The 18,011-nt window shown below is 43.2% G+C and carries 19 protein-coding genes; all 19 read right to left on the minus strand.

Going from position 1 to position 18,011, the window contains the following annotated elements:
- Window positions 1-60: 60 nt before the first annotated feature.
- Window positions 61-1,734 carry a DNA repair protein RecN gene (recN, locus tag A5882_RS15280; protein ID WP_086373051.1) on the minus strand — a complete coding sequence of 558 codons (1,674 nt, stop codon included), beginning with the start codon at window positions 1,732-1,734 and terminating at the stop codon, window positions 61-63.
- Window positions 1,735-1,749: 15 nt separating this feature from the next.
- Entirely contained in the window at window positions 1,750-2,199 is a 450-nt protein-coding gene (argR, locus tag A5882_RS15285; protein ID WP_005235362.1) for an arginine repressor, read from the minus strand.
- Window positions 2,200-2,296: 97 nt separating this feature from the next.
- On the minus strand, window positions 2,297-3,118 hold the full coding sequence (locus A5882_RS15290; RefSeq protein WP_086373052.1) for a TlyA family RNA methyltransferase: 822 nt from the start codon (window positions 3,116-3,118) through the stop codon (window positions 2,297-2,299).
- Window positions 3,115-4,011, minus strand: a complete 897-nt coding sequence (locus tag A5882_RS15295; protein ID WP_005235358.1) for a polyprenyl synthetase family protein — start codon at window positions 4,009-4,011, stop codon at window positions 3,115-3,117. Before A5882_RS15295 ends, A5882_RS15290 begins: the two co-directional genes overlap by 4 nt.
- Window positions 4,008-4,229: an exodeoxyribonuclease VII small subunit gene (locus A5882_RS15300; protein ID WP_005235356.1), complete on the minus strand. Its 222-nt coding sequence runs from the start codon at window positions 4,227-4,229 to the stop codon at window positions 4,008-4,010. Before A5882_RS15300 ends, A5882_RS15295 begins: the two co-directional genes overlap by 4 nt.
- Window positions 4,210-5,562: an exodeoxyribonuclease VII large subunit gene (xseA, locus tag A5882_RS15305; RefSeq protein ID WP_008378484.1), complete on the minus strand. Its 1,353-nt coding sequence runs from the start codon at window positions 5,560-5,562 to the stop codon at window positions 4,210-4,212. Before xseA ends, A5882_RS15300 begins: the two co-directional genes overlap by 20 nt.
- Window positions 5,563-6,414 (minus strand): bifunctional methylenetetrahydrofolate dehydrogenase/methenyltetrahydrofolate cyclohydrolase, encoded by an 852-nt coding sequence (locus tag A5882_RS15310; protein WP_005235351.1) that lies wholly within the window; start codon window positions 6,412-6,414, stop codon window positions 5,563-5,565. It abuts the gene before it with no gap.
- A 293-nt stretch (window positions 6,415-6,707) separates the two neighbouring features.
- Window positions 6,708-7,172, minus strand: coding sequence for a transcription antitermination factor NusB (gene nusB, locus A5882_RS15315; protein WP_005235350.1), 465 nt, complete (start codon window positions 7,170-7,172; stop codon window positions 6,708-6,710).
- Window positions 7,165-7,590 (minus strand): Asp23/Gls24 family envelope stress response protein, encoded by a 426-nt coding sequence (locus tag A5882_RS15320; protein ID WP_005225770.1) that lies wholly within the window; start codon window positions 7,588-7,590, stop codon window positions 7,165-7,167. The genes nusB and A5882_RS15320 overlap by 8 nt, the downstream gene beginning before the upstream one ends.
- Window positions 7,591-7,799: 209 nt before the next feature.
- The gene (locus A5882_RS15325; RefSeq protein ID WP_005235349.1) at window positions 7,800-8,864 is read right to left on the minus strand and encodes a Xaa-Pro peptidase family protein; all 1,065 of its coding nucleotides are present in this window, start codon (window positions 8,862-8,864) and stop codon (window positions 7,800-7,802) included.
- Window positions 8,865-9,078: 214 nt separating this feature from the next.
- Window positions 9,079-9,318: a GlsB/YeaQ/YmgE family stress response membrane protein gene (locus tag A5882_RS15330; RefSeq protein WP_005225767.1), complete on the minus strand. Its 240-nt coding sequence runs from the start codon at window positions 9,316-9,318 to the stop codon at window positions 9,079-9,081.
- Between the two features lie 74 nt (window positions 9,319-9,392).
- Window positions 9,393-9,758: a DUF956 family protein gene (locus A5882_RS15335; RefSeq protein WP_005235348.1), complete on the minus strand. Its 366-nt coding sequence runs from the start codon at window positions 9,756-9,758 to the stop codon at window positions 9,393-9,395.
- Window positions 9,759-9,874: 116 nt separating this feature from the next.
- The gene (locus A5882_RS15340) at window positions 9,875-10,786 is read right to left on the minus strand and encodes a PTS system mannose/fructose/sorbose family transporter subunit IID (RefSeq protein WP_005235347.1); all 912 of its coding nucleotides are present in this window, start codon (window positions 10,784-10,786) and stop codon (window positions 9,875-9,877) included.
- A 20-nt stretch (window positions 10,787-10,806) separates the two neighbouring features.
- Window positions 10,807-11,610: a PTS mannose/fructose/sorbose transporter subunit IIC gene (locus A5882_RS15345; protein ID WP_008378492.1), complete on the minus strand. Its 804-nt coding sequence runs from the start codon at window positions 11,608-11,610 to the stop codon at window positions 10,807-10,809.
- A gap of 30 nt (window positions 11,611-11,640) precedes the next feature.
- A complete protein-coding gene (locus tag A5882_RS15350; RefSeq protein WP_008378493.1) occupies window positions 11,641-12,633 on the minus strand; it encodes a mannose/fructose/sorbose PTS transporter subunit IIA in 993 nt (330 codons plus the stop codon).
- A gap of 68 nt (window positions 12,634-12,701) precedes the next feature.
- Window positions 12,702-13,196, minus strand: coding sequence for a mannose/fructose/sorbose PTS transporter subunit IIB (locus A5882_RS15355; protein WP_026008065.1), 495 nt, complete (start codon window positions 13,194-13,196; stop codon window positions 12,702-12,704).
- Window positions 13,197-13,425: 229 nt separating this feature from the next.
- Complete coding sequence (locus A5882_RS15365) at window positions 13,426-16,200, minus strand: sigma-54-dependent transcriptional regulator (RefSeq protein ID WP_016620450.1); 2,775 nt, start codon at window positions 16,198-16,200, stop codon at window positions 13,426-13,428.
- A gap of 230 nt (window positions 16,201-16,430) precedes the next feature.
- Window positions 16,431-16,964: a GNAT family N-acetyltransferase gene (locus A5882_RS15370; protein WP_086373053.1), complete on the minus strand. Its 534-nt coding sequence runs from the start codon at window positions 16,962-16,964 to the stop codon at window positions 16,431-16,433.
- A gap of 96 nt (window positions 16,965-17,060) precedes the next feature.
- Window positions 17,061-17,969: a diacylglycerol kinase family protein gene (locus tag A5882_RS15375; protein WP_086373054.1), complete on the minus strand. Its 909-nt coding sequence runs from the start codon at window positions 17,967-17,969 to the stop codon at window positions 17,061-17,063.
- Between the last annotated feature and the right edge of the window lie 42 nt (window positions 17,970-18,011).

An 18,011-nucleotide genomic window follows, 5' to 3' on the forward strand; every position in this document is an offset into this window, starting at 1 on the left:
GGCAGACGAAACTTGCTGGTCCATCATCTCCTGAATCTTTCTACGAATGTTTCCCAATTTTTATCGGTGTGCAAGTGCCAATAGTTCTCGTGCATGTTCGATCGTTAAATCGGTGATTTCTGCACCTGAGAGCATACGGGCGATCTCTGCCACCCGTTCTTCTTTAGATAGTTTACGGACGTGGGTTTCTGTCCGTCCTTCTTGGATTGCTTTTTCAATAAAATATTGATTATCCGCTACAGCAGCTACTTGCGGCAAGTGAGTGACACACAAAACTTGCGAATTGGCTGCGATCTTGGCGATTTTTTCAGCAATTGCTTGGGCTACTCGGCCACTAACCCCAGTATCAACTTCGTCAAAAACAATACTGGTGATTCCTTGTTTCCGAGAGAAAATTGATTTGAGGGCCAGTAAGATCCGTGAAAGTTCTCCCCCAGAAGCAACCCGCACCAACGGCTTCATGCCTTCACCAGGATTTGTGGTCAAATAAAATTCTACGGTGTCAAATCCGCTGCTACTCAATTGTTTTGAGCCAGGTGCAAACCGTACTTCAAATTGTGCGTGCTCCATATACAGCTCTTTTAACTCTTGAACGATTTCTTTTTCTAAACGATGAGCCAGTTCACGTCGTTTGACGTGCAAGGCTTCCGCCAGCTGCCAAACTGCTTCAGCTTTTTGGGCAAGCTCTTCTTCTAATTGCTCCAACTGACCTTCTGTATAGGCAGACTCGCTGATTTCTTTACTGATCTCATCATAGTAAGCAAGAATCACAGGAATCGACTCCCCGTATTTGCGCTTCAATTGACGAATCGTTTCCAGCCGCGAAATGACTTCTTCCAGTCGGCCTTCATCTAATTCAAGATTGTCGACTTGCCGCGAAATATCAGTAGCTGCATCTTGCAACAAGTAATACGCACTTTGGATCACTTCACTGATTTTTTCGTAAGCCGGATCAAGATGGGCGATTGACTGGATCTCGGATAAAGCTACACTGACCCCATCTAGGCTATTGACTTCTTCGGCAGATAAGGCACCATAGCTTTGCCCTAGAGCATCCACGATTTTTTGATAATTGGTCAGTTTTTCTCGTTCATCGATCAGCAGTTCTTCTTCATTTTCCATCAATTCTGCTTGGGCGATTTCTTCTTGTTGAAAACGCAACATGTCCATTCGCTGGACATATAGCTGTTCATTTTCTTGAATGGTCCTGACGTGTTTTTCTAAAGAGCGATAGCTTTGATAGGCTTGACGGTAATCCGCAAGCTCCGCTTTAAAGCTATCATCCCCAAACCCATCCATCAAGGTCAAATGTTTTTCTGGCTGCAGCAGCTCTTGATGCTCATTTTGTCCTTGGATATCGACCAAGAATAAACCGATTTGGCGCAAAACCGACAAGGTAACGGTTCGACCATTGACACGACAAATATTTTTCCCCGATTGAGAGATATCTCGTTGTACGATCAAAACTTCTTCTTCATCAATACCTAAATCTGCGGTCAAGTCTTTGAACTCCTGCTGATTCGGCCATTCGAAGATCCCTTCTAAACGGCATTTCTCTGCTCCTTGACGCAAATAGTCGCTGGAACCTCTACCGCCTGCTAGCAAACCCATCGCATCGATAATAATTGATTTCCCGGCACCTGTCTCACCTGTCAGTGCCGTCATTCCCTCATGGAAAGATAAGTGCAAGTTGGAAATAATCGCAAAATTTTGGATCGACAATTCTAAAAGCATCCCTTGCCTCCTCTTCTAAACGTAACGTTGGAAATCCCTGAATAGGTTCTCGGTATCTGCTTCTGTTCTAGTGATCATCAAGACGTTGTCATCATCGTTTAACGTGCCAAATAATTCCTTGGCATAACGTTTATCGATTAAATTCGCCAAAGCCGAGGCATTACCTGGCAGTGTGCGCAGGATCACAAATTTGTCCATTCGATCGACAGAAACAAAAGCCGTTTTTAGGATTTTATCTAGTTTACCACTCACGTCTTCCGTTGTCTCTTGTGGGATACTGTAGCGATAGCCACCTTTTTGGGAAGGAACTTTTACTAACTTCAATTCCTTGATATCTCTTGATATTGTTGCTTGTGTGACTGAGACGCCGCGATCTTTTAACAACTCGACAAAATCTTCTTGTTTCTGAATATCTTGTTCACTTAACAATCGTGTAATCAAGCGATGCCGTTCTTTTTTTCTCATCTCTTGTTCCTCCTGAATGAATTCCTACTAATTTTATCCTATTTTGCGCAAGAAAGAAAGAGAGCCGACAAGTAAAATGTCCACTCTCTTCCATTCTTTATTTTGGTTGATGAAAGGTCTCATGTGCTGATGCAACAACTTTCGGGATATCGATCCCTCCTGCGGTACCTTCTTGCAGGCTTTTCTTTAAATGTACGATAAACTCGATATTCCCTTCGCCACCAGTGATTGGTGAAAAACTTAGGTTTAAGACATCGAAATTTGTTTTCTTAGCAAATGCTAGTACTTCCTCCAAAACTCGTTCATGGGTTCTGGGATCACGAACGATCCCATTTTTCCCGACTGCTTCTTTGCCCGCTTCAAATTGCGGTTTAATCAGCGCCATCACTTCGCCATCCGCTACCAAAATATCATACAGCGGGGGTAAAATCAGTTTAAGTGAAATAAAAGAAACATCGATCGTAGCGGCATCTGGAAGACCGTCTAAAAAATCAGTTGGTTTTGCATAACGGAAGTTGACCCGCTCCATTACGATCACTCGCTCATCTTGCCGCAGCTTCCAGGCTAACTGATTGTAACCGACATCCAATGCATAGCTTTTTTTGGCACCATTTTGCAATGCCGCATCAGTAAAACCACCGGTGGATGCGCCGATGTCTAACATGATTTTATCGGTTACGTCAAAATCAAAGACTTTGAGTGCTTTTTCTAACTTGAGACCACCACGAGAAACATAAGGCAGCTTTTTGCCTTTGATCTGCAGCAGTGTATCTGCGGCAATTTTTTCTCCCGGCTTATCTAGGCGCTCATTATTTTTTTCTTTGTACACCAATCCAGCCATCACTCCCCGTTTGGCTTGCTCTCGGGTCTCAAACAGGCCTTGCTGGACAGCTAAAACATCTACTCGTTCTTTCTTCATGCGTTCCCTCGAATCTCAAATCGTTCCACAAATGCCAATAAAACATCCGGCGTAAATTGACCGTATTGACTTAATTGCGCCAGAATTTCTTTGGCCTTGCCTAATTCTTCTGTCAAGGCTTGCTGCGCGCCTGCTAAGCCAAGTAAAGCAGGATAGGTACTTTTCGCCAATTCGTCATCTCGACGGACAACTTTGCCTAGCTCTTCGGTCGTACTAGTGGCATCCAGCAGATCGTCGCGAATTTGAAAGGCTAACCCAATATGCTGGGCAAAGCGATCCAATTCATGCAGAACTTCTTCCGTCTGGTCGGCTAAGACACCTCCAGCAATCACCGCAAAGCGGATCAATTCTCCAGTTTTCCGTTCATGAATGGACATCAGTTCCTCAAGACTAAGGGCTTGGTTTTCTCCTTGAATATCAGCTGCTTGGCCGGCGACCATGCCTTGTGTTCCCGCCGCTTTACTCAATTGCTGCAGCAGCAAGACTTTTTGATTGGCTTCGATCTCCGCCATAGCGACTAATTGAAATGCAGCCGTCAAAAGACCATCTCCAGCTAAAATCGCTAAAGCTTCACCAAAAACCTTATGGTTGGTAGGTTTGCCTCGACGCAGATCATCGTTGTCCATTGCTGGAAGATCATCATGGATCAGCGAATACGTATGCACCATTTCTAGGGCTGCCGCACACTGGTACACCGCGGTATTGACGGGTTTGTGAAAAGCGGCGACTGTTGCTGCCAATAAAAGCGGGCGAATACGTTTGCCGCCAGCTTGGATCGAATACTGCATGCTTTTAAACAATCGTTGATCAGAGGTGTGTTCTTTGACAAAGCGCTCCATGACTTCTTCAATCAATGGGGCGTGTTCTTTTGTGAATTCTGTTAAAGCACTCATTGGTTTTCCTCTTCAAAAGGCACTTCTTCGTTAGATTCTGTCATCATTTTTGTTAAGGACTTTTCCGCTTTACTCAAAGTGTCCTTGCATTGCTTACTCAAAACCATCCCTTTTTGAAAAGCATCTAGTGCCTCTTCTAAGGGAACATCCCCTTGTTCCAAACGGGTTACAATTTGTTCTAATTCTTGTAATGATTCTTCAAATGTTGGATTTGCCATGATTAACTCCTTCTGTACTAATAACTTCGACAAGTGCTTGGCCATCTTGGTAATGGATCGTCAGCTGGTCTTCTGGCTCGATCGTATCAATCGATTTGATTACCTGCTCATTTTTCGTGGTATAGCTGTAGCCCCGACCCATGATTTTCAGTGGGCTTAGCAAATCAAGAGATTGGACTGCATTTGCAAATTGATTTTCTTTTGCTGCATAAATATCTTTCATGGCTTTCATTAAGCGTTGGGAAAGATAACTGACCTCTTGGTTACTAGCTTGCAATCGCGCTTTTGGTTGTTGTTGTGCTAACCGTGAAATCAATTGCTGTGCCTGGCGATCCTTGTCATAAAGCAAGGTTTGCAGACCTTGCTGCATCCGCTGCTGCAACTGATCGAGTTTGATGGACTGTGCCTCATACAAGCGCTCTGGTTGTCGAAAAACATATGATCCAATCACTCGCTGATAGCGTTCTTGTTTGTACTGGATCTGGTGCATAAAAGCTTGCTCTAATCGGGCTTGTCTTTCTTCGATCCGCAAAATCTCTTCTGATAGGACGGGCACTGCTAATTCGGCAGCTGCGGTCGGAGTTGCCGCCCGCACATCCGCCACTAAATCGGCAATCGTCGTATCGGTTTCATGCCCCACTGAAGAAATAACGGGGGTTTTTGCGTCAAAAATGGCTCTTGCCACTCGTTCTTCATTGAAAGGCCAGAGGTCCTCAATCGACCCACCCCCACGTCCGATGATCATAGTATCAAAGGTACCATCGGCTTCGACTCGTTGGATATTTTTCACCACATCATCCGCGGCTTTGTTGCCTTGTACCACGGTTGGATACAAAACGATCTGAGCAATGGGATAACGCCGCTGGGTCGTCGTGATGATATCTCTGATCACCGCCCCACTAGGACTGGTCAAGACTGCGATGCGTTTCGGGTATTTCGGCAACGACTGCTTCGGTGCAGAAAATAATCCTTCCGCTGCCAATTTCTGCTTTAATTGTTCATAGGCTTGATAAAGGGCACCGACACCGTCTGGTTCCATGTGATCGATCACCATCTGGTAATTTCCGCTTGCCTCATACAAGGTGATACGTCCAACCGCCATGACTTTCATGCCCTCTTCTGGTTGAAAGCGCAGCTTGTCAAAAGCGCCCTTGAACATGACGGTCGAAATTTTTGCACCATCATCCTTTAAACTAAAGTATTGGTGATTGGGGCGACGACGAAAATTAGAGATCTCCCCCGTCAAATAAACCCGCTCTAAATACGGATCGACGTCAAACTTACGCTTGATATATTTTGTTAATGCGGTCACCGTTAAATATTCTTGCGCCATTTAGTTTTTCATTGTCTCCTTTGCTGCCTCGATCGTTTGGGCCATCAACATCGTGATCGTCATTGGTCCTACACCTCTAGGTACCGGGGTGATATAGCTAGCGATCGGTTCGACTTCATCAAATTTCACATCGCCGATCAACTTGCCATTGGCATCCCGATTCATTCCTACATCGATCACCACGGCCCCTTCTTTTACGAAGTCTTTTGTGACAAAATGACCGCGGCCGATCGCCACGACTAAAATGTCCGCTTGCTTCGCTAACTCAGGCAGATTTTTGGTTTTTGAATGAGCAATAGTCACGGTGGCATTTGCCCCTAAGAGCAAGTGCGCCATCGGTTTTCCGACAATGTTGCTGCGGCCGATAACTAAAGCATTTTTCCCTTCCAATTCGATCCCATACGCAGCAAACATTTTCATGATGCCATAAGGGGTACAAGGAATTCGGTCAGGTACACCGGCAAATAATTTTCCTAAATTGATTGGATGAAAACCGTCGACATCTTTTTCCGGTTTGATGGCTAACAGCACTTTTTCTTCATTGATATGTTTTGGCAAAGGAAGTTGAACCAAAATGCCGTGAAAGGCATCATCGTTATTGAACTGTTCGATTTCTGCTAATAATTCTGCCTCAGTAATGGATTCAGGATAGCGGGCAACACGGGAATTGATGCCGATTTTCGCCGCAGCTAGTTCTTTATTTTTCACATAAGTCTGGCTTGCTTTGTCTTCTCCAACAAGTAAAACAACTAATCCCGGTGTCACACCCTGCTCTTTTAGTGTTGCTGTCTCTGAAAGAAACGCCGCTTGCATTTTTTCAGCCAATTCTTTTCCATTGATCAATGTACCCATTCTGACAACTCCTCCAACCTGATTATACTGACTTATTTTGTAAAAAGAAACGCACCAATCGTTTGTCGATCTGCTTCTTCATGTTTTCTATCATAGCATTTTCTGAAAAGAAAAACACCGTCTAAGGCTCCCTTTTTTCGGAAAAAACGAGGTCAAACCGACAAAGTGTATGCAAAAAAACCGAACGATCAAGCAGGACCGTCAAAACAAGGCGGTTGCTCATAAATCGTTCGGTTTCTGCCTCGATCAAATAAAGGCTGTTTTCTTTTGTTCGATAGTGTTAAGGCTGAAAACTACTCACTTACTTGGTTGTTTTTTGTTTCTAGCTCTTGATTGACTGTCGATAAAATACCGTTGACAAACTTTCTTGACTGATCGTCACTAAAGGTTTTCGCTAATTCGATCGCTTCATTCAAAGCCACACGATTCGGCACATTATCCACATAGATCATTTCATACAAAGCGATTCGTAAAATCGTCACGTCCATTTTTGATAAACGCTGGATTTTCCAACCGGCTTTTAGATGACTTTGAATGACTTCATCCAAGGCTTCTTTGTAATGACAGACACCTGCCACTAATTGATCTAAATAAACAGGGACAAAATGCTCTTGTTCTTCATCAATCAATTCATGGTGTTCCAACTCGATGGCATGCATGATGGCATCTTGTTTCGTTAAATCTTTGTTAAAGTCTAGTGGAAATAAAGCTTGTAACGCCATTTTCCGTATTTCATGCCGTGATAATTCTTTACTCATTTTCTTCCTCGTCGTTTCCAAATAATTCTTCGATGTCTGGTAAATCTACTTTTTCTGGCACGACTGCCACAACATGAACATTTACTTCAGCCAGTTGCACATCTGTCATAAATAAGACTTGCTGTTTGACCCGTTCTTGGATCTCCATTGCCACTTTAGGCACTGACATCCCATAAGTGATATAGCAGTAGATATCCACTTTGATCCCTGTTTCATCGATCGTTAAGTAGACTCCTTTGCCATGAGCTGCGCGGCCTAGTAATTCAGTGACACTGTTTGCCAGTGTTCCTCGCATCCCATAGACACCTTCCACTTTAGAAGCAGCGATCCCAATAATGATCTCGATCACTTCTGGCGCGATGACGATTTCGCCTAATTCAGGACTTGCATTTAATACAAGGTTTTTATCTTCATTCATACGTTTTTGCCTCCATTCTAAACAGCTGTACCGTATTGTTTGTAAAAAAATCGCTCGTTTTTTCCGTTTGAAGCAAGCCAGCGCTTGATTCAATCAATAACATCCATGGCACAGTGTTTCTTCTCGCTCTAAGTTTATCATTTTCTGCACTGAGAATCTATAATAACCCACTATTCTCAATGAATTTTCTGAAAAACAAGGTCGATGAATCAGAGAATGATCAATTCTTTCGGTGAATGTGTCAACACTTTATTACCAGTTTCAGTGATCAAAAGATCATCCTCGATACGAACGCCGCCAATTCCTGGAAGATAGATGCCTGGTTCATCTGTAATGACGTTTCCGACAACAAATGCTTTATCAGCACGGAAGGAGACATTTGGTCCTTCGTGGATTTCTAAACCAATCCCATGGCCTGTTGAATGACCAAAAGCATCCCCGTAGCCAAAGGAAGCTATGTGATCCCGGGCGATCGCATCTAGCTCAATTCCGGTCATTCCAGGTTTTGCTGCTGCCAAGACTTTTTCTTGTGCTTCTAGCACGATTTGATAGATTTCTTTCAATTTATCGCCAGGATCCCCCACAGCAAAAGTTCTGGTCATATCAGACACATAGCCTTGATAGTAACAGCCAAAGTCTAACGTGATCAGATCGCCTTGTTCAATCACTTTTTCACTGGCAACCCCATGGGGCATTGCTGAACGAAGACCACTGGCCACAATCGTTTCAAAAGATACGCTTGTGGCACCTAATGAACGCATAAAGAAATCTAACTGATTCGCCACTTCGATTTCGGTCATCCCTGGGCGGATCATTTTCAAAATATGTTCGAACCCTTGATCGGCGATATGGCAGGCTTGTTGGATCAATGCGATCTCTTCCTCATCTTTGACTTCCCGCAATGCCTCGATCATACCAGATACAGGAGCTAATGAGGATTCCTCAATCAAGTCTTCTAAGACGGAGTATTCAGCAAAGCTGACGAAACTTTCTTCAAATGCTAAGACATTGATTTCTTCCTTTTGGCAGATAGTTGCAACTTCTTCAAAAATCGGTCCACTATTTTTTACGATCTCAAATCCTTGGGCTTGGGCAGCTGCTTGCTCTGTATATCGGAAATCAGTTACAAAAAAAGCTTTGTCCAACGTAATGACTGCTAAACCAGTTGTACCAGTAAAGTTTGTCAAGTAACGCAAATTGTATGGGCTGGTGATCAAGAACCCATCAATCGAATCTTTTCTCATTGCTTCACGTAATTTTTCAACTCTTAACATGTATCGTTCCCTACTTTCTTGTTCTATACGATAGTATTATAACAAACTTCCAGAAAAAGCGGAAAGTAAGCGAAAAGTTTTCTAAAAAATCAAACAATACGAACCTAAAGAATGGTGTTTTAAAAAGACTCTAGTTGGCTCTCTCGTTGTTCTTTTCTAGATAACTTTAATCCACAAAAAAAGCAACCCAATCAACGGATTGCTTCTTTGATAATTATCTTTTACGTCCCAAAAAGAATGATACGACAGCCACGAAAATGACTGCCCCAATGATTGCTGGCACGATTGCCATTCCTGCCACTTGCGGTCCCCAAGTGCCGAATAAGCCTTGTCCGATTGATGCGCCCACAAGTCCTGCCACGATATCAAAAATGCAACCGCGTTTTTCTCCTGCGATGGCGCCACCGATTGAACCGATGACCGCTCCCACGATCAATGTCCATAAAAAGTGCATAATAACCCCTCCTAAACTTTCTTATAAAAAGGGTAACATATTGAGAATCAATTGGAAAAACATATGCTCTCTTGTTATTTTCTACGGGTAATTGCCCGTTTCAAGATATCGAAAAATCCAAGAGAATGGACCATATGATCTGGGTCAACGTATTCGCGAATTGCCCGCAGAACTTTTTTTGGTTCTTTTGATGAGAAGGTATATGTCCCATTCTTTTTGGTCCGAATCGCATACCGTGGGATCCAGCGTCCTTTGAACAAGACCGAAGCGATCACATAGTCGACATCTTCCCAAGGAATTTGAATAAACTTGCGTTTGTCACGATCATTATAAAACTCAAAGGCATTATCGCCGATCATTATTTTGCCGTATTCATTGATACCTAAAAAAGACGTAGCATCGATCGTCAAATCAACTTTTGTATTAAGGGATTGTACCATTTGCACTTACTCCATTCTATATCGTCTTATCGTTACCTATTATACGTGTTTGCGGCATGTTTGGCGAATAAATAAAAAGATGCTTGGGTCTCCCCAAGCACCTATCATTGAAAAGATTATAACAATCCGATCAAGTGTCCACCGATACCGACTAAGAATAGACCGATAATAATGACGATTGGAGAAACTTTTTTCTTCAATAACCACATACATAATAAAGTAAGCAATAGTGCAGCTAAACCAGGAATCAATTGATCCAAGTTGTTTTGCAATGTTGTTACTTTTGTATCAGTCAATGCACGGCCTTCAGCTACTTGTTGGAAGGCTTGTTGCAAACCAGCTGAACCAGAAGGCAAGTTCGCCCAGTCGACATAAGCACCTTCATCAAGCGGTACGCTTGAGACAACTGGTGCAAAGGAAATCGATACCCAACGTTGAACAAGTGACCCTAATACGAACATCCCTAAAATAGAAGCACCTTTTGTTACATCTTGTAGCAAACCACCTGAAAGGTCATCTGTGATTTTAGAACCAGCACGGTAGCCGAATTCTTGTGTGTACCACATAAATGCCCAACGGATGATGTTCCAAGCAACGAAGAAGATGATTGGGCCTAAGATGTTTCCGCCTAAAGCAAGAGAAGCACCTAATGCACCTAACATCGGACGTACAGTAAACCAGAACACAGGGTCACCGACACCGGCTAAAGGACCCATCATCCCAACTTTTACCCCTTGGATCGCTACGTCATCGACAGGCGCGCCATTGGCACGTTCTTCTTCTAACGCTAAAGTTACACCTAAGATTGGTGATGCGATATATGGGTGAGTATTAAAGAATTCTAAGTGACGCTTCAAAGCAGCGGCACGGTCTTCTTTTGTTTTGTATAATTTTTTGATTGCTGGAATCATTGAGAATGCCCAACCACCATTTTGCATACGTTCATAGTTCCATGAACCTTGAATGAAGGTAGAGCGCCATGCTACGGCTAAACGATCTTTTTTATTTAATTGAATTTTTTCTGCCATTTTTTTCTCCTCCTTCGATTCTAATAGTCATTCAAGATATCGCCTAGAGGGTCGCCAGTGTTGCTGCCGCCGCCTCCATTTGATGATCCGCCCATTTTAGTTAGGTTCAAGTAGATCAATGCGATTGCTACTGCCAAGGCACCGATAGCGATCAATGTCAATTGAGAGATAGCTGCGATTACGAAACCGATAATAAAGAATGGCCATACTTCGCGAGTTGCCATCATGTTGATAACCATTGCGTAACCAACGGCAACAACCATACCACCACCGATAGCCATACCATCAGTTAACCATGCAGGCATTGATTCTAAGAAGTTTTGAACAGTTGCAGCAGGGATAGCCAACAATGCAGCTGCAGGAATCGCAATACGAACCCCTTGCATACATACAGCGATCACGTGCCACATTTCGATTTTACGAATGTTGCCTTCTTCAGCAGCAGCATCCATAAAGTGAACGATTGGCACAGCCAATGTACGAACGATCATTGTCAAGAACAACCCAGCAACAGCTAGAGGGATCGCAACGGCAATCGCTGTATCAACACCAGCAGTTCCTTGTCCACCTAAAACTAAAATAATTGCAGATGCGACAGACGCCAATGCAGCATCAGGTGCAACAGCGGCACCGATATTTGCCCATCCAAGTGCGATCATTTGTAATGATCCGCCCAAAATGATACATGCTTCCAAATTACCGGTCACTAAACCGATCAAAGTACACGCGATTAGCGGTTGATGGAATTGGAATTCATCCAAGATCCCTTCCATACCAGCTAAAAAGGCAACGAGTACTACTAATACCATAGATATAATAGTCATGATAGACCTCCTATTTAGTTGAATACGTTTCTATTTATTTGCCAATTCATTTTTGGCTTTGCGTAAGATTTCATCCATGTTGTCTCGAGAGTCATTTGGTACTTTACGCACATCGAATTTGATGCCGCGTTCTTTCAAATCTTCAAATGTATTCACATCATCTGTACCCATCGACAATACTTTACTTACAACAACTTTCCCAACAGAGTGAGCCATTGAACCAACGTTCACTTCAGTTATATCAACGCCACCTTCAACAGCACGTAATACATCTTGTGGGTTTTCAAATAATAGTAAAGCTTTCGTATTCCCGAAACGAGGGTCTTTAGAAACTTCAATCATTTTGTCCACTGGAATGACGTTCGCTTTTACTCCTGGAGGAGCTGCTTGTTCGATCAGTTTTTTACGCAAGTCATCTTTTGCCACCGCGTCAGAAACAACGATGATCCGAGATGGATTCACTGATTTTGTCCAAGCTGTAGCAACTTGACCATGCAACAAACGTGAATCGACACGAGCAAGTACGATTTTGATTTTGCCATCGCCTAGAACAGTTCCCGGAGGAAGTGATCCTTTAGGTTGATCGTCTTGCACTGCTTTTGGTGCTGAAGCTTCTTCTGGTTCAAGTTCTTCTGGTTTGACCTTGACCCCTTCTTTAGCTGTTTCAACGATATGCGCAGCAATTTCATGCGCTGTATTCATTGAAAAACGTGAAGCATAGGCTTCGATCACCATTGGTAAATTCATACCAGCAACGATTGCCCATTTGTCTTTGTGATCTTCAAACAAGCTGTTCGCTTGGTTGAAAGGAGTACCACCCCAAAGATCAACTAAGAATAATACTTCTTCTTGATCGTCAAATGTAGCAATTGCTTCTTGCATTTTTGCCTTGATGTCATCTGGACCTTCACTTGGCATCAATGTAACAGCTTTAACATTTTCTTGTTCGCCGAAGATCATTGAACCAGATTGCAAAATGCCGTTAGCAAATTCTCCATGACTTGCTAGGATAATTCCTACCATCTTTTTACCTCCTATATCAAAATTGAAAAATGTGACACGAATACGAAAGAAAAAACAACATCGAAAAACTAAGGGTGACTACCTTCTTTTTCCAAAATATCCTTCAAAAAGATTTTACGATCAGCTGGAACTTTGCGTATCTCCACTTCAATGCCTTGGTTTTGCAAGTAAAGCAATGAAGCAAGATCTTGATCATTGACTGACACGAAATTAGTGATCATTCGTTTTCCCATTGAAAAACTCATACCGCCGATATTGACGGAACGAATGTCAATGCCTCCTTTAACCAGAGTCACGACATCTTGAGGGTTGGTAAATAATAACATGACTTTTTGCGTATTAAATAATGTGTTATGCGCCACCTCAAGCATTTTCGCTACTGTCACCACATTGGATTTGATCCCTGGTGGAGCAGCTTCTTTCAAGAGAAACTTTCGTAATTGGTCATTTGCGACTTCATCACTGACCACGATGATTCGATTGATACCAGTCATTTTCGACCAAGCTGTGGCGACCTGACCATGAATCAACCGATCGTCGATTCGGGCAAGACGTATATCCATTCCCATTGTGCAAGCCTCCTACATCCATCGATCCGCTTTTCATATTGAGGATCTGTTCTTTTTTCAATCACCTCCTGTATCCACTTATATAGAAGCAAGAAGCGTGCCAAGTTTTTCCGATACACTATTCTTGAAAAAACCTTAAGAATCAGCATTCAGACAATACACTAAAAAAGATACACTAAAAAATACTGTATCTTTTTTAGTGTATCTGTATTATTTGTAAGAATTAAAAATACATTTCTTTTTCGTGATGGTTTTTGATCAGCTCTAGCAGATAGTACTCTTCAGTCTTAGGCACTTCGATATTCATCAAGCGTGAAAACGATTGGACATGCACATGCAATTGGCCATAAAGCGGATTCTCCTCCATCGCTGCTAAATCAATTTCAGAAACAGTCAATGGCTGCCGCAGTAAGATCCGCTCCAGCATACCTGCGCCATGCATCACAAAATTGATCTGAAAGCCTTGCTGCGCCCCTACCAAATCCAAATCGTGAATGATCTCTTCGCCAAATTTCCACAACGGCTCTACTACTTTTTTCGCATTGACATAGGTAAAGTTTTCCTCTAAATACCGGACACAGATTTCTTTCGCCTGCCGATCATCTAGCTGTACTTCATCTTCAAAACTCAAATCATTCTCTAATAGGATATCATCCAACAATAGATCAACATCTTGATCAATAAAACGTTCTAATGAAATAAACGGTGCGTCGATATGGGGATCGATGATCCCTGTTGCGGCAATCAGACGGTAGCGCTGTTGAATCTGATCCAAGTCCGTCCTCAGATCCGCCACCGATAACGTCACCACTTCGACATTTTGGTTTTGACGTTTTGACAATGAGCTTTGGATCAATTCTTTAATGCGCTGCGCCGTTCCCTTTCCCGAAGCACAGACCGCTAGAATCGCTTTAGGATGGTGGTTTTGTGTCACTGGTTCTTCCACAGTGACCGCTCCATACCCGCGGAACTTCCGTAATGAATCATAGAGCTGATCGAGGTCCGTGCCGATCACTGACGCTTTACGGACCGTCTCTAGGACGATGGAGGTGGTCACCATATCGACTGTTCGAACAGCCACACCCGTTTCTCGTTGGATTTCATTATTAAAGGTCGCTAAGGACCCCATATCGACTAAGAGGATCACCCCACTGCCATCATTGACTGCCCGTACACTATCCACGATTTTTTTCAACGCCACAGCCGGGGGCATATCTAATGGCATGTCCACCGCTGTCACTTGATCGACTTCCAGCAATTGTTTGACCACTTGTACCATGCTACTGGCTGTGCTGTTGCCGTGGGCTGCAACGACGACGCCGATTTTCCCAGAGGAATGAGAGGTTCTAAGAGAAACCAGAAGAACCGCTAAATAATAAGATTCGCTCTCAGGAATCGCCACTTGGAAACTATCACCAATAAAATCGCGGACTTCTTTGGCGACTTCAAACTCTTGAGGATAATCAGCTACCATCTGACGAATATTGTCATTGGTTTGTCGTTCTTCTCCCAAATGGATTTTTTTCAAAAACGAGCTGATGTGTAAGCTCATGGCATAGATGAAATTTTGCTGAAAATCATAATTTAAGCGTTGTCGAACCAGCTCGTAGATTTGATTTGTTACACTGATCACTTTCTGATCGACAAATTCACTTAGTTTATTGACCGAGTTAAAGGAAAACCCATGATCTTTATAAAAAGACTTTAAGTGAACATTGATATCTGTTGAGATAAAATGATTGATCGCTTCTTGATCTAACCCATCTGCTTTTAGCAGAGCAGCCTTGTCGCCGATAATATCGTAAAGATTATAAGGCAATTCATAGGAATCTGATTGAATATTGTTTAAGTTTTGATTCGGTTGAATGCTGATCTTCGGTTCAAGGATCTTAGAGAGCTCTGCCAGCTCATTGCGGCGATTCCCCAAAACGATCAATCCTGAACGAATCCCTTCTGGCAAATCGATCAAATCGATTTCAATCTCATCTTGTTGCATATGATTCAAAAAGCCCCGTGCACAGACTAGCTGGACATTGGATTTCAATTGACCGATATTCCCAAAACTGACACTGCCGATCAACGCTTTGACCACATCTTCTGTCAAGGAGATCGTCCGCTGAATACGGGTCGCCTCTTGCCCGACTAATACCCGAACGAGATCGACTTTTTCTGATGCGGGTCGTTTCTCAAAAAAGGGCAGTTGAATATTGATGGGAATGCGTCGGGTAAAGGTATCTAATAGCGTTGAGTTGGGGTCTTCGGTAGTAGCACCAACGATTCGGACATTCGCTTGATGATTTTTGCCCGTCTCTCCTAGACGGCTAAAGGTACCATGATCCATAAAGTAAAAAATCATTTCTTGCCCTTCTGGCGGCAATCGATGGATCTCATCGAGAAACAACATACTCTCATCCGCTTGATCAATAATACCAATCTTCTCTTGATCGGCACCCGTAAATGCCCCTCGTACATAACCAAACAAATGGCTCATCAAAAGCTCTGGGTTATTTGCATAGTCCGCACAGTTAAAGACGATCAGTTCTTTGTCATCGGCAATTACTTGATTGCTTTTGGCAAACTGGAACATCGCATGGGCAAAGTACGTTTTCCCAGAACCAGTAGGCCCTGTGATCAAGCAGTTTAGCCCTTTCGGCGGATACAAGATCGCTGCTTTCGCCTGCTCAACAGCGTTTTTCATACTTCCGTTGGCACCGATGATCGTCGCAAAAATATCTCGGTCAGAGGGTTTTCCTTGTACTCGTTGAGGGAAGGCTTTTTCTCTTTGCGGGCGACTTTCTTTGTAGCTTGGGACATACTTTTCCTTACTGCTGGGATCGACCCCTGCCGCCCAATAACGAACAGGCCGCGAGTCGCTTTTTTCGACGCGCCCTTCTTTGACAAGCTTATTTAAATCCTTACTGGCATTACTGCGCTGAATGGCTAAATGATCGGCAACTTCTGAAGTAGACAACCCCTTCTTTTCCCCTAAGCCGCTCATCGTATTTTCGACGATATATTGATAAATCCGTTCGATTCGCTTGCCCAACAGCTTCGCCTCCTTGTTTTTTCCACTTGAATACTTTACTCATTTTTCTATAAAAAAGCAACTTTTTTTCCACACAGAAAAAGCAAAATACTTTGTTCGAAAGAACAATAGAACGTCCTTTCACATGCTACTCTCAGCATAAAGCATTTTGCAAAAAAAAGATATTCAAAAGTCAGGATGTGTTAGGCTTTTTCATTGGGAATGAACGTTGGCACCTGATCAGGAAACCATTGCAGTTCTTTTTGCATCCAAATCACATCGTGCCATTGATTGAACTTATAGCCGACATGCGAAAAATCAGCAACTTTCCGATACCCAAGCTTCTCATGAAAAGCCTCGCTTTGTTGATTGCCTCCTGTAATACACGCAGTCAGATTGACCACGTTTTGCGCTTTTAGTTTTTCTTCAAGCCCTTGATAAAGAGCGGTGCCGAGCCCTTTTGCTTTGGCATCCGGCGCTAAATAAACGGTTACTTCAACGGTCCAATCATACGCCGCCCGTTCTTTATAGGCTGACGCATAGGCATAACCGACAATTTCACCAGCCTCTTCTGCAACGAGATACGGGTAGCGTTTCAAGGTCTTGGCGATGCGTTCCGCGAATTCTTGAACCGATGGCACCTCCGTTTCAAAGGTAATCGGTGTATTTTCTACATAACAAGCATAGATTGCTGTCAAGGCTTGGGCATCTGCAATCGTGGCAGAACGTATCGTCATAGAACCCCTTCTTTCAGTAAATTTTTTCCCAGTATACTCTTTCTGAATAAAAAAAACAATCCGCTTTTGACGGATCGTTTCCTAGTTATGAATGATTTAACGGACTTTTTCAACTCCGCAATACACGGTGAGATGCTGGGGCAGTACTGTTACTGTGATTGGCAATTCCGGCCCTGGATCACCATCGACATTCGTTTCGATCGTTGCCCCATCCGTCAAACGAATCGTTGCTTTATCAAAAGTTTGATAACCAAGAACATCATTTGATTCCGTAACTCCTTTGAGAAGCTCAGGCACGCTTTTGACAGTTTCCCAAAGATTCGTATCCTTTAAGTAGATCAGATGTAATTTGCCGTCATCGGTACTCGCTTTAGGCAAAAGAGATTCGAAACCGCCGATCGTATTGGATGAACCAACGATCATCGTACTGCTTTCCACAACGATCGTCGTTTTTTCGCCATTATTTTCGGCGGTCACTTCAAACGGATGACTTTCATTTTTCCGCACTTCCCGTAGACCAGAAACAAAATAGGCCATTTTTCCCAGCTTGGTTTTTTCTTCAACTTCCACATTGTTGATCGCCGCTGGAATCATACCAATCGCCACTACATTGGTAAAATAGTCTTGATTAACCTGCCCAATATCGATTTTGCGGGTGTGATCCACTGCAAATGATTCGATGGCTTCCTTGGGATCTAGTGGAATCGCTAATGCTCTGGCTAAATCATTTACTGTGCCCAGCGGGAAGAAACCGAAATTTGGTCGTTTGTCATGAGGAGCTAAGCCATTGACTGCTTCATTGACGGTACCATCACCGCCCATTGCGAAGACACTGTCAAATTCTGCTGCTGCCTCAGAGGCAAAACGTGTAGCATCTCCTTCTTTTTCGGTATGTTTGACAACGACCTCTGAAAAAGCTTCCCGCAGCTTTTCTTCTGCCATCTCCTCAAATTCTTTCGCTTGTTCCCCACCAGAACTTGGATTGACGATCAATAATGCTTTCATAAAACAGCCTCCTTGTTTGGGTTCATTTTCTATGAATCCAGT

The sequence above is a fragment of the Enterococcus sp. 4E1_DIV0656 genome, assembly GCF_002140695.1.
GTDB classification, from domain to species: domain Bacteria; phylum Bacillota; class Bacilli; order Lactobacillales; family Enterococcaceae; genus Enterococcus_D; species Enterococcus_D entomosocium.